Genomic DNA, 15391 nt, shown 5'->3' with positions numbered 1-15391 from the left:
GGTCAGGGGCGGTTGTCCCAGGGGTGGTCGTCCCGGGGGCGTTTCCTGCCGTCCAGTTCGTCCCACCACTCGTCGGACTTCGGGTCGCCGGAGGGGTCGTCCCACCAGCGGTCGTCGGGCCCGCGCCGGTTGGCGACCATGGCGGCGACCGGCGGGATCACCATCGCGAACAGGCACATGCCGACGGCGGCCGGGACCGACCAGATGCGCACGACGCCCCAGGCCAGGACGAACAGCGTGATGCAGGTGCCCATCATGGCGAAATACGCGTGACGCCGTCGTGCGTACATACGTCCAGGATAGGGCGGTCCGGGCGGGGCGCGCCCGCCTCGGCCGGGCATGCCGAAGGGCCGCACCCCAGGTGTCCAACCCGCGGGGTGCGGCCCCAGGCCCGTCCGGTCTCAGACCGCGATCGCGACCTCCGCCAGGCCGCCCTTCTGGGCGACGACCGTGCGGTCGGCGGTGGCGCCGGGGACGAGGGCGCGCACGGTCCAGGTGCCCTCGGCCGCGTAGAACCGGAACTGCCCGGTGGCGGAGGTGGGCACCTCCGCGGTGAACTCGCCGGTCGAGTCCAGCAGCCGGACGTAGCCCGTCACCGGCTCGCCGTCGCGGGTCACCTGCCCCTGGATCGTCGTCTCACCGGGCTTGATCGTCGAGGCGTCGGGGCCGCCGGCCTTCGCTCCACACATGTCGTACTCCTGAAGAGGGGTCTTGAAAGGTCGGTACGGTCGTTGTCCGTCGTTCCGGTCGGCTACTTGCCGGAGCCCAGCTCGATCGGCACGCCGACCAGGGAGCCGTACTCGGTCCAGGAGCCGTCGTAGTTCTTGACGTTCTCCACGCCCAGCAGCTCGTGCAGCACGAACCAGGTCAGCGCGGAACGCTCGCCGATGCGGCAGTAGGCGATGGTGTCCTTGCCGAGGTCGACGTTCTCCTCGGCGTAGAGGGCCTTCAGCTCCTCGTCCGACTTGAAGGTGCCGTCGTCGTTGGCGTTCTTCGACCACGGGATGTTCTTGGCGGTCGGGACGTGGCCCGGGCGCTGCGACTGCTCCTGCGGCAGGTGGGCCGGGGCGAGCAGCTTGCCGGAGAACTCGTCGGGCGAGCGGACGTCGACCAGGTTCTGCGCGCCGATCGCCTTGACCACGTCGTCGCGGAAGGCGCGGATCGAGGTGTCCTGCGGCTTGGCCTTGTACTCGGTCTTCGCCCGCTCGGGCACGTCCGTGCCGTCGACCAGCTCGCGGGCGTCCAGCTCCCACTTCTTGCGGCCGCCGTCGAGGAGCTTGACGTTCTCGTGGCCGTAGAGCTTGAAGTACCAGTAGGCGTAGGACGCGAACCAGTTGTTGTTGCCGCCGTAGAGGATCACCGTGTGGTCGTTGGCGATGCCCTTCTCCGACAGGAGCTTCTCGAAGCCGGCCTGGTCGATGAAGTCACGGCGCACCGGGTCCTGGAGGTCCTTCGTCCAGTCGATCCGGATGGCGTTCTTGATGTGGTTCTTGTCGTAGGCCGACGTGTCCTCGTCCACCTCGACGATGACGATGTTCGGGTCGTCCAGGTGCTCCTGGAGCCAGTCGGCGTCGACCAGGACGTCACTACGGCTCATGCTCAATCTCCTCCGGGGCAGTTGCGGGGGCGTACGAGTGCGAGGGGCGCGCGGGTACGCGAGCGTTTCGACACCGGCGTACGGGTGCGCGGACGGCCCCGGGTCAGGTACGGGGCCGGTGGACGCGGGAGGCGGAACTCCCGCTCAGAAGGGGCGACAGAGCATGGCGGCAACGCGGCACAGGTCTACTGCCCGCCGCTTCGTGAGATCCGCCTGTCCCCGCGACCGGAGGACGCTCGTCTGGCACCGCATGCGGTCGATCGTAGGGAGGGACAGGGGGGCGTGTCACCGATGTGTCGCATGGTGAGATGCGATCGTCCGCCATTCGGGATCAGTGGTGGGTAGACCGTGTCCGCGCACCGGGCCCGGACAGCGGCCTCCGGCAGCGCATCTGCGCTGCGGACGGGACGTCTCGCCCCTCGGACAGGGGCCGCGGCCAGCGGGTCCGGTGGTCGCCGGCGGTCACCGGGCGCCGACGGGGCGTTCACCGGCGGGTCGATCGGTCGGTGCCGTGGTCGGTGCCGGTCGGGGGGAGGTTACCCGGCCAGCTTGACGTGTGAACCCTTCACCGTGATCTGTACGCCTTTCTCGGCGGCCCGCACCGAGTCCAGCCTGATGTCCCCGGGCAACTGGTCGATGACCTGCTGGAAGTCGGTGATCGAGCGGAACCGGCTCTCGATGAGCCGCACGCCCACGAGCCGGGGCAGCGTGTCGGCCCGCACCTGCAGCTTGTTGTCCTTGACGGTGACCGAGCTGAGCACGGAGACCGGCTCGGGCAGCAGGGAGAACTTGACGCTGACCTTGATCTTGCCGTTGCCGCCGTCCGACAGCCCCACCACCTGGGCCGTGATCCCGAGGCCGATGTCGGTGGGCTCGGACCTGGCCGCCTTCAGCAGCTCGTCGTAGGCGATGGTCGCCGTACCGGTGGCCGCCTCGGCGGTGGCGGAGCTGTAGTCGCCGGAGAACGACACGCCCCTCATGTCGGCCCGGAGGTCGTCGATGCGGATCTTCTGCCCGTCCGTGCCGGTGTCCGCCTCGTAGTTCTTGATGCCGACCTCGACGTCGTCCAGTTCGCCGCCCGCCAGCTGGGTGAGGAACGGGAAGCCCTTGATGGACACGTCCGGGGTGCTCGCCAGGTTCTCCGTGGTCCTGAGCCGGTCGGCGGCCTGACCCTCCGCGAAGTGGACCGCGACCCGGTCGACGATCACGAAGAGCACGCCCAGGATCACGACGACGACCAGCAGTACTCGCAGCGCGCGCATCGATGTTCCCCACCTCGGCGGTCCGGGACGACCGGACGGCCGTCCCGGGCGCGAGCGTAACCCGCACCGCATCACCGGCCGGGAAACTGTCGACCACCTGTGACAAGGCCGTACGGCGGCGCGGAACGCCCCAGCCCGGCGCACGGGGCCCCGCTCACGGGGCCCCGCTCACGGGGCCCCGCTCACGGCCGTACCGCGGCGGGCAGTACGGCGGCGGGTGTCAGCCCACCGCGCGCCCGAGCACCCACACCGCCGGGGCCGCCGCCGCCAGCGGCAGCGCCACCCCGGCCGTGAAGTGCACGAACCGCGAGGGGTAGTCGTAACTGGCCGCCCGGTGCCCGATCAGCGCGCACACGGCCGCGCCGGCGCCCAGCAGGGCGCCCTTCGCGCCGAGCCCCGTCATGCCGCCGACCGCGATGCCCGCGCCGGCCGCCGCGAGCAGCGCGACCACCACCGCGGCCGCCGTCGGCAGCGGCAGCGCACGCGCGCCGACGGCCGCGGCGACCGCCACGGCGCCGACCGCGACCGCGTCCGCCGGGCCGGCCAGGTAGCCGGTCGCGATGATCGCCAGCGCCGCCGCGGCGACGGTCGCCATCAGGCCGTACATCCGCTCGTCCGGGTCGGCGTGGGAGCGCAGCTGCAACACCAGGGAGAGCAGCACCCACACGCCGAGCGTGCCCAGGATCGCCGCGGGCGCGTGGTCGCGGCCCGCGCCCAGCACGGCGGCGTCCGCGACGAGCGCGCCCGCGAACCCGAGGGCGATGCCCTGCCGGGCGGGCCACATGCCGTTCAGCCGGAACCAGCCGGCCGCCGTCACGCCCTGGAGCACCACCAGCGGCACGAGCAGCGCGTACGTGCCGACCTGCGCCGCACCGGCCAGCAGCAGCCCGAGCAGCGCGGTCAGCCCGGCCGGCTGCATGCCCGGCTCGATGATCGGCGAACGGCCCTCGGCGCGGGCCCGCTGGGCGTCGGTCACGCGGGCGTTGCCGCCGATGGTGGCCGGGCCGTAGGCGGGTTCGGCCGTCGCGGCGGCGGCCGGACCGGCGGGTGCGCCAGGGGTGCCGGAAGGGGCGGCGGCCTGGGCACCGTGCGCCGGGGCCGCGGCTCCGTACGCCGGGGGCTGGGCTCCGTACGCCGGGGTCGGCTCCCGGTGGCCCGGTGCGGGATGGTGGTCCAGTGCGGACAGGTAGGCCGTCGGCGCGGCGGGGTCCGCCGCCTGCGGGGCCGCGGTGACGGGCCGTGCGTGGGTCTGGGTGTCCCAGGTCGGCCCCTGCCACTGCTGCGTGTACTGCTGGGCGTCCTGGTCCTCGGCGTACGCCTGCTGCTGCCCGGACCAGGCGGCCTGCTGCTGCGGCTGCGGGTACGGCTGGTGGGCGGGCGCCTGCGCGTAAGGGTCCGCTCGCGGGTGCTGGTGCGGGTGCGGGTACTGCTGCTGTGGCTGGGGCTGCGGCTGCCCGTACGGGTTCTGTCCCTGCGGCTGCCCGTACGGGTTCTGTCCCTGGTAGGGCGCCCCGTACGAGCCCTGAGGGGCAGCCCCGTAGGCGCCCTCGTACGCCGAGCCCTCGTAAGGGGTCCCCTCGTACGGGGTCCCTTCGTACGGCTCATACGGCCGTTCGGTCATCGCTCACCCTCCTGCGAACGGGGGGAGCACCTCGACCGTGCCGCCCTCGGTCAGCCGTACCGTCTCATGCGCGCGCGTGCCCACCGGATCGCCGTCGATGAGGAACGAGCAGCGCTGCAGCACGCGAGCGAGTTCGCCGGGGTGCCGCTCGCGCACCGCGGTCAGCGCCTCGGCGAGCGTCTCCGCCTCGTACGGCTCCTCGGCGACCCCGGCCGCGGCCTTCGCCGCCGCCCAGTAGCGCACCGTGACCTTTGCCATCCCGTTCCTCTAGCACTCGGCAATGAGCCGGCAATGAACCATGAACCGGCAATGAACAGGCTCAGGCTAGCCCGCCGGTGCGGTGGCCCAGCGCGCGATGCGGTGCAGGAGATCGTCGGCGGCGGCGTTCTCGGCGTGGCTCATCCCTGGCTCCAGCCAGAGTTCGCCGTGGTCACCGGCGGCCTCGGCGAGCATGCGGGGGTGGTCGAGGGGGAAGTAGGCGTCCCGGTCGCCGTGCACGATCAGCAGCGGGGCCGGTGCGATGCGCGGGACCGACTCGACCGGGGAGAGCGGGACGGGGTCCCAGTCGCGGTGGTGGATGCGGGTGCGCAGCCCGTAGCGGCTGAGCAGGCGGCCCTCGGGGCGCAGAACCAGCCAGTGCAGCCGGCGCATGGGGGCCGTGCCCCGGTAGTACCAGCGGGCGGGCGCGCTCACCGAGACGACCGCGTCTGTCCAGGCACCGGCCTGCGCGCCCGCGGGCACCTCGGGTTCCACGGGCTCGTGGGAGGTTGCGGGCTCATCGGGGGCTACGGACTCATGGCGGGAGCCCCCGGGGGCCGCGGAGTCCTGCGGGCGGTACAGGGCCGCGTGCCGCAGCACCACCGAACCGCCCATGGAGAAGCCGACGGTCGTCACCCGCGCATGGCCGAAACCGCGTGCCCACGCCACCGCCGCCGCCAGGTCCAGGACCTCCCGGTCCCCGACCGTCGAGCGCCCGCCGGAGGCGCCGTGGCCGCGGAAGGAGAACGTGACCACGGCTCCGTGGCGGGCGAGCGCCCGCGCCACCCGGCGCACGTGCGGCCGGTCCAGGTCGCCGGTGAAACCGTGTGCGACCACGAACACGTGGTCCTCCGTCCCCGGCGTGCGGGGTCCCGGCTCGTACAGGGCGTCGACCGCCACCCCGTCCGCGGTGCGCAGGAACCTCCTGACACGTGTCCACGGGCGCGTCTCGGATTCCGGGACGATCGTCGAACGCGTCACATGTCCTGCCGACTGCCAGCTCATGTCGGCTATTCTGCTGGGAAGAGGACTCGGGCAGCGAAGCCCCCGGGTCCTTTTGTGCTTTCGGGAGCGTTGTATACGACGCGGGAAACCGCAGGTGTACGGGCCGTCGATCGCATAGCGGCCCACCGGGGCCGCGGCGGGTCCCAGGGGCGCGGGATTCGCACCACGGAACGAACCGACGATGCAGAGCCGCAAGTCCTCGCCGGGACCCGAGGAGGAACCAGACGCCATGGACGAGCGAACCGTGCACGACCCCGCGACGGCCCGGACAGGAGGGGCCTCGTGAGTTCTCTGCTGCTGCTGACCAACGCCCTCCAGCCCTCCACCGAGGTGCTGCCCGCCCTCGGGCTGCTGCTGCACACCGTGCGGGTGGCCCCCGCGGAGGGGCCGGCCCTCGTCGACACCCCGGGCGCCGACGTCATCCTGATCGACGGCCGGCGCGATCTGCCCCAGGTGCGCAGCCTGTGCCAGCTGCTGCGCTCCACCGGCCCCGGCTGCCCACTGATCCTGGTGGTGACCGAGGGTGGCCTGGCGGCCGTCACCGCCGACTGGGGCATCGACGACGTGCTGCTGGACACCGCGGGGCCCGCCGAGGTCGAGGCCCGGCTGCGGCTGGCCCTGGGCCGGCAGCAGATGACCGGCGACGACTCCCCCATGGAGATCCGCAACGGCGATCTGTCCGTGGACGAGGCCACGTACTCCGCCAAGCTCAAGGGGCGGGTGCTGGACCTGACCTTCAAGGAGTTCGAGCTGCTGAAGTACCTCGCGCAGCACCCGGGCCGCGTCTTCACCCGCGCCCAGCTGCTGCAGGAGGTGTGGGGCTACGACTACTTCGGCGGCACCCGGACGGTCGACGTCCACGTGCGGCGGCTGCGCGCCAAGCTCGGCCCCGAGCACGAGTCGCTGATCGGCACCGTGCGCAACGTCGGCTACCGCTTCGTCACCCCGGAGAAGACCGACCGCGGGGCCGAGGAGAGCAAGGCCAAGGCCGGTGTCGAGGCGAAGCCGAAGACGGACCGGCGGAGCTCGGACGGCGGCCCGGACACCGCGAGCGGCCGGGGCGGGGAGCAGACCGCGCGGACCCCGGGTCCGGCCAAGGCGCAGGCGAAGGCATAGGCACACCGCGGGCCAGGGCACAGGCGCACCACGCCGAAGGCAAAGGCGCACCGCGGGCCACGGCACAGGCGCACCACGCCGAAGGCAAAGGCGCACCGCGGGTGAAGGCAAAGGCGCACCGCGGGTGAAGGCCGAGCCCGCGGTGCGCCTGGCCCTCGCCCGCGGGCGGCAGGGCATCCGCACACGTCGGCCTGGCCGCCGGCGGGTCGGGCGGGGCGTTGCGTCCGCACATCCACGGCGTGATACGGCTGCCCGAGAGCGGTTCCATCCGCGTAGACTCCGCGCGTGGCCAAGGTGACTCGGGACGACGTGGCAAGACTGGCGGGGACGTCCACCGCCGTGGTCAGCTACGTCATCAACAACGGACCCCGGCCGGTCGCCCCGGCCACGCGCGAGCGCGTCCTCGCCGCGATCAAGGAGCTGGGGTACCGGCCCGACCGGGTCGCCCAGGCCATGGCCTCCCGCCGCACCGACCTCATAGGCCTGATCATCCCCGACGCCCGCCAGCCGTTCTTCGGCGAGATGGCGCACGCGGTGGAGTGGGCCGCCGCCGAGCGCGGCAAGATGGTCCTGGTCGGCAACACCGACTACGTCGCCGAGCGCGAGGTCCACTACCTGCGCGCCTTCCTGGGCATGCGGGTCTCCGGCCTGATCCTCGTCTCCCACGCCCTCAACGACCTGGCCGCCGCCGAGATCGAGGCCTGGGACGCCCGCGTGATCCTGCTGCACGAGCGGCCCGAGGCCATCGACGACGTGGCCGTGGTCACCGACGACCTGGGCGGCGCCCAGCTGGCCGTGCGCCACCTGCTGGAGCACGGCTACGACTACGTCGCCTGCATGGGCGGCACCGCCGAGACACCGGCCGTGGGCGACCCGGTCTCCGATCACGTCGAGGGCTGGCGGCGCGCCATGGCCGAGGCCGGGCTGTCCCCCGAGGGCCGCCTGTTCGAGGCGCCGTACAACCGCTACGACGCCTACCGCATCGCCCTCGACATCCTCTCCCGCCCCGACCGGCCCCCGGCGGTCTTCTGCTCCACCGACGACCAGGCGATCGGCCTGCTGCGGGCGGCCCGCGAGCTGCGCATCGACGTGCCGGGCGAGCTGGCGGTGGCCGGGTTCGACGACATCAAGGAGGCGGCGCTGGCGGACCCGCCGCTGACGACGGTCGCCTCCGACCGCTCCGCGATGGCCCGCGCGGCCGTGGACCTGGTGCTGGACGACGGGCTGCGGGTCGCCGGTTCGCGGCGCGAGCGGCTGAAGGTGTTCCCGTCCCGGCTGGTGGTCCGCAGGTCCTGCGGCTGCGCCTGACCGGCCGGACGCGGCTGGCGCCCACCCCGCTCACGCTTCACGGCACTCGCGGCACTCGCGGCACTCGTCCCGCGCACGGCGCTAGCGGCGCTCACGGCGCGCTCATCCGCGCGTACGGCCCGTTCTTTATATCGGGCATACGAGGTTCTGCCGGGCTTCTCAGCGGGGACTCAGGCGGCTCTCATGATCCCGGGTCACTCTCATTGACATGACCGAGAGCATCCGCCGCAGCGGCGAGTACGCAGACCCCTCCCAGGGTGAGGGGCAGGCCCCGTTCCCGTACGAGCAGCAGCACGCCTCGTCCTTCCCGCACCCCTCGCCCGTGCACCCGGAGTGGCCGCCCCCGCCCGCCTACCCTCCGGCGCAGTCGTACGGCGGCGGGAGCGGAGACGGCGGCGGTTCCGGAGGCGGCGGCACCGCCCTGCTGCCGGCCGCTCCCGCTCCCGCGCCGAAGAAGCGCGCCAAGGGGCCGCTCGCCCTGCTCGCCGCCGTGGCCATCGCCGCCGCGGCCGTGGGCGGCGGCACGGCGTACGCCATCCAGGAGCTGACCGGCAAGGACACCGTCGCCTCCAGCAGCACCAGCACCGAGGTGGTGCCCACCGGCCAGCGCGGCAGCATCGCCGCGATCGCCAAGGCGGTCAGCCCGAGCGTCGTGGAGATCACCGCCGCGCTGCCGAACGGCACGTCCACCGGGTCCGGCGTGATCATCTCCGGCGACGGCGAGATCGTCACCAACAACCACGTCATAGCGAACGCCACCTCCGTCAAGGTGCGCACCAGCGACGGCTCCACCTACAGCGCCCAGGTCGTCGGCACCGACAGCTCCAAGGACCTGGCCCTGATCAAGGCGGAGGGCGCCTCCGGCCTGAAGGCGGCCACCCTCGGCAACTCCGACGGCGTGGCGGTGGGCGACCAGGTGGTCGCGATCGGCTCGCCCGAGGGCCTGACCGGCACCGTCACCAGCGGCATCGTCTCCGCCCTGAACCGGGACGTGACCGTGTCCACCGACGAGAGCCAGGCGCAGGGGCAGGACGACGGCCAGTGGCCGTTCGAGTTCGGCGGCCGCCACTTCAACGGCGACACCGGCTCCTCCACCACCACCTACAAGGCCATCCAGACCGACGCGTCCTTGAACCCGGGCAACTCCGGCGGCGCGCTGATCGACGCGAACGGCAACGTCATCGGCATCAACTCGGCGATGTACTCGGCCGCGGCCGCCTCGGACTCCTCCAGCGCCGGCAGCGTGGGCCTGGGCTTCGCCATCCCGGTCAACACCGTCAAGGCCGACCTGGCCAAGCTGCGCTCCGGCTCCCAGAGCTGACGGCGCCGCCTCGGTCCGGCGAGGGGGACGACGCACCACCGCACGACGGCGGGGGGACGACGCACCATCGCACGACAAGGAGTACGCCATGATCGACCAGGTTGTGCACGAGAAGGCCGACACCGTCGACGCGACCCGCCCCGAGGGCGTCGCCCTCGCCCTCACCGTCGCCGAGGAACTCCACTGCCCGTCCGGACCCGCCCTGCCGGTCGCGGCGGTGCCCGAGCTGATGGGCCTGCGCACCCCCGCCACCCGCCCACACCGCCACAAGGTGCCGCTGAGGCGCCTGACGACGATGGCGGCCTGAGCGGGCCGGTGCGGACGAGGACGCCGTGCCGGAACGTCGTCAGGACGGCGTGGGCGAGGACGTCGCGCGCGCGGCCGGTGCGAGACGTGGGACGCTGAAAGGCGCCCCCCGACGAACCCGAGGAATCCGAGGAACAGCGAGCGATGAGCCCCGCCGACGGCGACCGTGACCGTGACCCGCAGCGCATCCTGATCGTCGACGACGAGCCGGCGGTGCGCGAAGCGCTCCAGCGCAGCCTCGCCTTCGAGGGGTACGCCACCGAGGTCGCCGCGGACGGCGCCGAGGCGCTGGAGAAGGCCACCGCGTACAAGCCGGACCTGGTGGTCCTCGACATCCAGATGCCCCGCATGGACGGCCTGACCGCCGCCCGCCGCATCCGCGGTGCCGGCGACACCACGCCCATCCTGATGCTGACGGCCCGCGACACGGTCGGCGACCGGGTCACCGGCCTGGACGCCGGCGCGGACGACTACCTGGTCAAGCCGTTCGAGCTGGACGAGCTGTTCGCCCGGATCCGCGCCCTGCTGCGCCGCAGCTCCTACGCGGCGGCCGTGGCGGGCGCGGCCGAGGAGGACGACGTGCTCACCTTCGCCGACCTGCGCATGGACCTGGCCACCCGCGAGGTCGCGCGCGGCGCGCGCCCGGTGGAGCTGACCCGTACGGAGTTCACGCTGCTGGAGATGTTCATGGCCCACCCGCGCCAGGTGCTCACCCGGGAGCAGATCCTGAAGGCGGTGTGGGGCTTCGACTTCGAGCCGTCGTCGAACTCCCTCGACGTGTACGTGATGTACCTGCGCCGCAAGACCGAGGCCGGTGGCGAGCCGCGCCTGGTGCACACGGTGCGCGGGGTGGGGTACGTCCTGCGGCAGGGCGGCGCGGAGTGAACACGCTGCAGCGCCGGTTCCGGTCGCTGCCGATCCGGTCGCGGCTGGCGCTGCTGGTCGCGGCGGCGGTGGCGTTCGGCGTGGCCGCGGTGTCGGTCACGTGCTGGTTCATCGTCCAGGGCAAGCTGTACGACCAGGTCGACGACGACCTGAAGCAGGCCACGAAACGGCCGCAGCAGTACTCGGAGGTGGTCGGCGCCCTCGCCGACTGCACCCAGACCCCGCAGGCCACCCCCAACGAGCTGCGCACCCGGGACACTTACTACCTGCAACTGGTCAAGGCGGACGGCACGCCCTGCGTCTCCTCGAACTCCGCGGGCGTGGTCAAGGTCACCGCCTCCGACAAGGACGTGATCCGCCGGGCGGTGGCCGGGCAGGGCCGGCTGGTGTTCCGCAACGGCGTCGACGGCGACGGCAACGCCGTACGGGTGCTGACGCTGCCGCTGATCGTCACCCAGGGGCTGGGCGACCAGCCGCACCTGTTCCCCGGCACCGCGCTGCTCGTGGCGAGTCCGCTGAAGAGCACCCAGACGACGCTGAAGGACCTGGCGCTGATCCTGCTGCTGGTCTCCGGGATAGGCGTGGTCGGGGCGGGCGCCGCGGGCCTGGCCGTCGCCCGCGCCGGGCTGCGCCCGGTGGACCGGCTCACCGAGGCCGTCGAGCACGTGGCCCGCACCGAGGACCTGACCATCCGCATCCCCGTCGAGGACGACAGCGAGGACGAGATCGCCCGGCTGTCCCGCTCCTTCAACTCGATGACCGCCTCCCTTGCGTCCTCGCGCGAACTGCAGCAGCAACTGATCGCCGACGCCGGGCACGAGCTGCGCACGCCGCTGACGTCCCTGCGCACCAACATCGAACTGCTCACCCGCAGCGAGGAGACGGGCCGCCCGCTGCCCGAGGCGGACCGCAAGGCGCTGCTGGCCTCGGTCAAGGCGCAGATGACCGAACTGGCCTCCCTGATCGGCGACCTGCAGGAGCTGTCCCGCTCGGAGAGCCAGCGCGGCGAACGCATCCAGGTGATCGCCTTCCACGACACCGTGCACGAGGCGCGGCGCCGCGCCCGCCTGCGCGGCCCGGAACTGACCCTCACCGCCGATGTGGATCCCTGGTACGTGCGCGGGGAGCCGGCGGCCCTGGAGCGGGCGGTGGTCAACATCCTGGACAACGCGGTGAAGTTCAGCCCCGAGGGCGGCACGATCGAGGTGCGGCTCGTCGACGGCGTCCTGACGGTACGGGACCACGGGCCGGGCATCGCGGCGGAGGAACTCCCCCACGTCTTCGACCGCTTCTGGCGCTCTCCCAGCGCCCGCGCCCTGCCCGGCTCGGGCCTGGGCCTGTCCATCGTCGCCCGCACCGTCCGGCAGGCCGGCGGCCAGGTCGCCCTCGCCCCGGCCGAGGGCGGCGGCACGGTCGCCACGGTCCACCTGCCGGGCGCCCCGACCCCGCCACCGGACATCCCGCCCTCCGCCGGGTCCCCGCCTCAGTAGAGGCCGAGCATGCCGAGGAGTCGATGTCGAGCTCCTGTGGCAGTGACCGTCCCAGGAGGCCCTTCGGGGGCCTCCTGGGAGCTTCCGCACGGGGACGGGCGGTGGCTCAGGCGGACGGACCAGGCGGAAGGGACCGAAGACCGTCCTGGCGGCCATGGCGCCGACCGGGCCGGACGCATCGGCAGACCGTGAGCGCGCTCTGTACGCTCAGTCGCATGACCAGCGACGACACCGCACCGATCGCCCGCTCACTGGAGACCCTCGCCGAACTCTCCTCGGACCAGGCCGACGCCGTGCTCGGGCTGCTGGCGGCAGCCGCCCGCGCCGACGGGCAGCAGGCGGTGTCCGAGCAGGGCCGGCTGCAGTTGCGCGGCGGCGCCCGCGAGGGCGTCTCGCACCTGCTGCTGCACGTCGACGGCGCACTGGTCGGCTACGCGCAGCTGGAGGACACCGACCCCGTGGAGGCGCCCGCCGCCGAGCTGGTCGTCCACCCCGCGCACCGCGGGCACGGGCACGGGCGGGCGCTGGGCACGGCGCTGCTGGCCGCCTCCGGCAAGCGGCTGCGGGTGTGGGCGCACGGCGGGCACTCCGCGGCCCGGCACCTCTCGCAGGTGCTCGGGCTGACCCTGTTCCGCGAACTGCGCCAGATGCGGCGGCCGCTGACCGGTTTCGAGCTGCCCGAGCCGGTGCTGCCCGAGGGGGTGACGGTGCGGGCGTTCGTGCCGGGCGAGGACGACGCCGCCTGGCTCGCGGTGAACGCCGAGGCGTTCGCCCACCACCCCGAGCAGGGCTCCCTCACCCAGCGGGACCTCGACGCCCGCAAGGGCGAACCCTGGTTCGACCCGCGCGGGTTCTTCCTCGCCGAACGCGAGGGCCGGCTGATCGGCTTCCACTGGACCAAGGTGCACGCCGAGGAGCGGCTGGGCGAGGTGTACGTCCTCGGGGTCCGGCCCGGCGCCCAGGGCGGCGGCCTCGGCAAGGCGCTCACCCTGATCGGCCTGCGCCACCTGGCCGCGCAGGGCCTGCCGACCGCCATGCTCTACGTCGACGCCGACAACAAGGCGGCGGTGTCGGTCTACGAGCGGCTGGGCTTCACCACGTACGACACGGACCTGATGTACCGCACCGAGACCTGATGCCCTGACCCGTGCGCACGGCATCCGAGACGCACAGCATCCGAGCGCACGGCACCCGGACACATGGCGCCCGGACACATGGCGCCCGAGGGGCCCCCGCATGCGGGGGCCCCTCGTCGTGTCCGCGCCCGCGCGGTTTGACTTCCCCCACCCCCTTGCACCCCCCTTTCACTACTCAATTAGTGAGAGGGGTGGTCGTCGGCGTGCTCGAGTACCCCATCGACCGGCACAGCGGCGTGGCCACCTACGTCCAGATCGTGCAGCAGACCAAGCAGGCCCTGCGCCTGGGTCTGCTGCGCCCCGGCGACCAGCTGCCCACGGCCCGCGAGGTCGTGGAAGCCACCGCCATCAACCCCAGCACCGTCCTCAAGGCCTACCGGGAACTGGAGCGCGAGGGGCTCGTGGAGGCCCGGCGCGGACTCGGCCCCTTCGTGCGGCGCCCCCGGGGCGCCGCGCCCGCCGACGACTCCCCGCTGCGGGCCGAGCTGGACGACTGGGTGCGGCGGGCCCGCGAGGCCGGGCTGGACCGGGACGACGTGACCGCGCTCGTCACCGCCGTACTCGACCGACACTTCGCGCCCCGCGCAGCGCACCTTCAGGGAGACCCGCAATGACCGACACCGGCACGGCCCTCGAGGCAGCCGCGCCGGCCAAGCGCTACCGCGGGCGCGCCAAGAGCTGGGCGCTGCGGGACTGCGGCTTCCGGCTGCCCGCGGGACGCGTGTGCGCCCTGGTCGGCCCCAACGGGGCGGGCAAGTCCACCCTGCTGTCCCTGGCCGCCGGGCTGCTCGCGCCGACCGAGGGCCGGCTCACCGTGCTGGGCACCGACCCGGCCACGGCCCGCCCCCGCGTCGGCTACCTCGCCCAGGACAAGCCGCTCTACCCGCAGCTCACCGTCGCCGAGACCCTGCGCCTGGGCGCCGACCTCAACCCCGAGCGCTGGGACGCGGCGGGCGCCGAGCAGGTCGTGGCCGCCGGCGGCCTGGACCCGCGGGCCCGTGTCCGCGCCCTGTCCGGCGGCCAGCGCACCCGGGTCGCGCTCGCCCTGGCCCTGGGCAAGCGGCCCGAACTGCTGCTGGACGAGCCGATGGCCGACCTGGACCCGCTGGCCCGGCACGAGCTGATGGGCACGCTGATGGGCCAGGCCGCGCGGTACGGCACCACGATCCTGCTGTCCTCGCACGACTGGTCGCCGAACTGGAGGAGTCCTGCGACCACCTGCTGCTGGTCGGCGGCGGCCGGATCCGCCTGGCCGGCGACATCGACGACCTGCTGGCCGCGCACACCCGCGTCACGTCACCTCCCTGCGGCAGGGCCCCGCGGGCGAGGGGATCCAGATCGCCGAGGGCGTGGTCACCTCCACCGGCGCCCACGTCCCCTACCCCGACTGCGGCCTGCGGGAGCTGCCCGGGTGCGCGCCGGTGTACGCCCGGCTGCACGCCACCGGCTACTACGCCCAGACCCATCCGTACTCCCACTACTGGCCGCTGCAGATCACCACCAGCCTGCTCGTCCTCGCCGTCGCCGCGGTGTGCGCGGTGGCCGCGTTCTGGCTGACCGGGCGTGCCACCGGCCTGCCCCTGCGGGGCCGCTCCGCCGAGGGGAGCGCGGCGTGAGCCCCGTCGCCCGGCCCGGCGCACTCCTGACGGGACTGCCCCGTACCGTCCTCGCCCTGCACCGTTCGGCGCTGCTGGTGTGGGCCGCGTCGGGCAGCGCCTGGACGGTGCGCTCGGGCCGCGACGCCCACGGCTACTACGCGGTCTACCACCCGCAGAGCCACTTCTGGCCGCTGCAGCTGACGGAGACCGGCATCGTCCTGGCCGTGACCGTCCTGGCCACCGCCGCGGCCTTCACTGTCCTGCGCCGCCGCACGGGCTGAGCCCGGGGACTGCGCGGGCCGCACGCCGCGCGGGCCGGCCCGCGGGACCGACGCGAACCGCACGCCGCGCGAGCCGAGCCCGAAGGGCCACCGCGGGCCGCACCGCCGCGCGAGCCGAGCCCGGAGGGCCACCGCGGGCCGCACCGACACACGAGCCGAGCCCGAAGGGCCGAGGCGCGAGCCGCACCGCCGCACGAGCCCAGCCCG

The 15391-nt window shown here is 73.5% G+C and carries 17 protein-coding genes and 1 pseudogene; 10 read left to right on the top strand and 8 right to left on the bottom strand.

The features are described from left to right. Positions 1-2 precede the first annotated feature (2 nt). From GV126_RS16320 to GV126_RS16290, 8 genes are all read right to left on the bottom strand, one after another. The gene (locus tag GV126_RS16320) at positions 3-290 is read right to left on the bottom strand and encodes a DUF3099 domain-containing protein (protein WP_028421437.1); all 288 of its coding nucleotides are present in this window, start codon (positions 288-290) and stop codon (positions 3-5) included. Between the two features lie 111 nt (positions 291-401). Continuing rightward, positions 402-689: a DUF1416 domain-containing protein gene (locus tag GV126_RS16315; RefSeq protein ID WP_028421436.1), complete on the bottom strand. Its 288-nt coding sequence runs from the start codon at positions 687-689 to the stop codon at positions 402-404. 62 nt (positions 690-751) lie between these two features. Then, complete coding sequence (locus GV126_RS16310) at positions 752-1597, bottom strand: sulfurtransferase (RefSeq protein WP_159667206.1); 846 nt, start codon at positions 1595-1597, stop codon at positions 752-754. A 144-nt stretch (positions 1598-1741) separates the two neighbouring features. Beyond that, positions 1742-1849, bottom strand: coding sequence for an Ms5788A family Cys-rich leader peptide (locus tag GV126_RS37470; protein ID WP_356849752.1), 108 nt, complete (start codon positions 1847-1849; stop codon positions 1742-1744). 284 nt (positions 1850-2133) lie between these two features. Beyond that, positions 2134-2859, bottom strand: coding sequence for an LmeA family phospholipid-binding protein (locus GV126_RS16305; protein ID WP_159667203.1), 726 nt, complete (start codon positions 2857-2859; stop codon positions 2134-2136). A 220-nt stretch (positions 2860-3079) separates the two neighbouring features. Beyond that, positions 3080-4480: a hypothetical protein gene (locus tag GV126_RS16300; protein ID WP_159667200.1), complete on the bottom strand. Its 1401-nt coding sequence runs from the start codon at positions 4478-4480 to the stop codon at positions 3080-3082. A gap of 3 nt (positions 4481-4483) precedes the next feature. Beyond that, a complete protein-coding gene (locus GV126_RS16295) occupies positions 4484-4738 on the bottom strand; it encodes a MoaD/ThiS family protein (protein WP_159667197.1) in 255 nt (84 codons plus the stop codon). 66 nt (positions 4739-4804) lie between these two features. Then, entirely contained in the window at positions 4805-5743 is a 939-nt protein-coding gene (locus tag GV126_RS16290; RefSeq protein ID WP_159667194.1) for an alpha/beta hydrolase, read from the bottom strand. Positions 5744-6025: 282 nt separating this feature from the next. Here GV126_RS16290 and GV126_RS16285 point away from each other — a divergent pair, with 282 nt between their 5' ends. The 10 genes and pseudogenes from GV126_RS16285 (at position 6026) to GV126_RS16240 (ending at position 15184) form a co-directional block, all read left to right on the top strand. Next, positions 6026-6859 (top strand): response regulator transcription factor, encoded by an 834-nt coding sequence (locus tag GV126_RS16285; protein ID WP_159667191.1) that lies wholly within the window; start codon positions 6026-6028, stop codon positions 6857-6859. Between the two features lie 285 nt (positions 6860-7144). Continuing rightward, positions 7145-8167 (top strand): LacI family DNA-binding transcriptional regulator, encoded by a 1023-nt coding sequence (locus GV126_RS16280; protein WP_159667188.1) that lies wholly within the window; start codon positions 7145-7147, stop codon positions 8165-8167. Between the two features lie 208 nt (positions 8168-8375). After that, positions 8376-9488 (top strand): S1C family serine protease, encoded by a 1113-nt coding sequence (locus GV126_RS16275; RefSeq protein ID WP_159667185.1) that lies wholly within the window; start codon positions 8376-8378, stop codon positions 9486-9488. An 88-nt stretch (positions 9489-9576) separates the two neighbouring features. Beyond that, positions 9577-9795 carry a hypothetical protein gene (locus GV126_RS16270; RefSeq protein WP_159667182.1) on the top strand — a complete coding sequence of 73 codons (219 nt, stop codon included), beginning with the start codon at positions 9577-9579 and terminating at the stop codon, positions 9793-9795. 143 nt (positions 9796-9938) lie between these two features. Next, entirely contained in the window at positions 9939-10679 is a 741-nt protein-coding gene (locus GV126_RS16265; protein ID WP_159667179.1) for a response regulator transcription factor, read from the top strand. Beyond that, positions 10676-12169: a sensor histidine kinase gene (locus GV126_RS16260; protein ID WP_159667176.1), complete on the top strand. Its 1494-nt coding sequence runs from the start codon at positions 10676-10678 to the stop codon at positions 12167-12169. The genes GV126_RS16265 and GV126_RS16260 overlap by 4 nt, the downstream gene beginning before the upstream one ends. A 215-nt stretch (positions 12170-12384) precedes the next feature. Continuing rightward, complete coding sequence (gene mshD / locus GV126_RS16255) at positions 12385-13305, top strand: mycothiol synthase (RefSeq protein WP_159667173.1); 921 nt, start codon at positions 12385-12387, stop codon at positions 13303-13305. Positions 13306-13508: 203 nt separating this feature from the next. After that, on the top strand, positions 13509-13919 hold the full coding sequence (locus GV126_RS16250) for a GntR family transcriptional regulator (protein WP_159667170.1): 411 nt from the start codon (positions 13509-13511) through the stop codon (positions 13917-13919). Beyond that, a pseudogene (locus GV126_RS16245) lies at positions 13916-14862 on the top strand (ABC transporter ATP-binding protein). The gene GV126_RS16250 and the pseudogene GV126_RS16245 overlap by 4 nt, the downstream one beginning before the upstream one ends. A 55-nt stretch (positions 14863-14917) precedes the next feature. After that, the gene (locus tag GV126_RS16240) at positions 14918-15184 is read left to right on the top strand and encodes a hypothetical protein (RefSeq protein WP_159667167.1); all 267 of its coding nucleotides are present in this window, start codon (positions 14918-14920) and stop codon (positions 15182-15184) included. Positions 15185-15391: the final 207 nt, after the last annotated feature.

The organism is Streptomyces mexicanus, from assembly GCF_902506575.1.
GTDB classification, from domain to species: Bacteria; Actinomycetota; Actinomycetes; order Streptomycetales; family Streptomycetaceae; genus Streptomyces; species Streptomyces mexicanus.
Note: the sequence above shows the minus strand (reverse complement) of the source record. Positions and strands in the feature narration are given on the sequence as shown.

Excerpts from the sequence above, each read along its gene's own strand:
- GV126_RS16320 (WP_028421437.1), bottom strand. The coding sequence starts at position 290 with ATGTACGCACGACGGCGTCACGCGTATTTCGCCATGATGGGCACCTGC.
- GV126_RS16315 (WP_028421436.1), bottom strand. The coding sequence starts at position 689 with ATGTGTGGAGCGAAGGCCGGCGGCCCCGACGCCTCGACGATCAAGCCC.
- GV126_RS16310 (WP_159667206.1), bottom strand. The coding sequence starts at position 1,597 with ATGAGCCGTAGTGACGTCCTGGTCGACGCCGACTGGCTCCAGGAGCAC.
- GV126_RS37470 (WP_356849752.1), bottom strand. The coding sequence starts at position 1,849 with ATGCGGTGCCAGACGAGCGTCCTCCGGTCGCGGGGACAGGCGGATCTC.
- GV126_RS16305 (WP_159667203.1), bottom strand. The coding sequence starts at position 2,859 with ATGCGCGCGCTGCGAGTACTGCTGGTCGTCGTCGTGATCCTGGGCGTG.
- GV126_RS16300 (WP_159667200.1), bottom strand. The coding sequence starts at position 4,480 with ATGACCGAACGGCCGTATGAGCCGTACGAAGGGACCCCGTACGAGGGG.
- GV126_RS16295 (WP_159667197.1), bottom strand. The coding sequence starts at position 4,738 with ATGGCAAAGGTCACGGTGCGCTACTGGGCGGCGGCGAAGGCCGCGGCC.
- GV126_RS16290 (WP_159667194.1), bottom strand. The coding sequence starts at position 5,743 with ATGAGCTGGCAGTCGGCAGGACATGTGACGCGTTCGACGATCGTCCCG.
- GV126_RS16275 (WP_159667185.1), top strand. The coding sequence starts at position 8,376 with ATGACCGAGAGCATCCGCCGCAGCGGCGAGTACGCAGACCCCTCCCAG.
- GV126_RS16270 (WP_159667182.1), top strand. The coding sequence starts at position 9,577 with ATGATCGACCAGGTTGTGCACGAGAAGGCCGACACCGTCGACGCGACC.
- GV126_RS16265 (WP_159667179.1), top strand. The coding sequence starts at position 9,939 with ATGAGCCCCGCCGACGGCGACCGTGACCGTGACCCGCAGCGCATCCTG.
- mshD (WP_159667173.1), top strand. The coding sequence starts at position 12,385 with ATGACCAGCGACGACACCGCACCGATCGCCCGCTCACTGGAGACCCTC.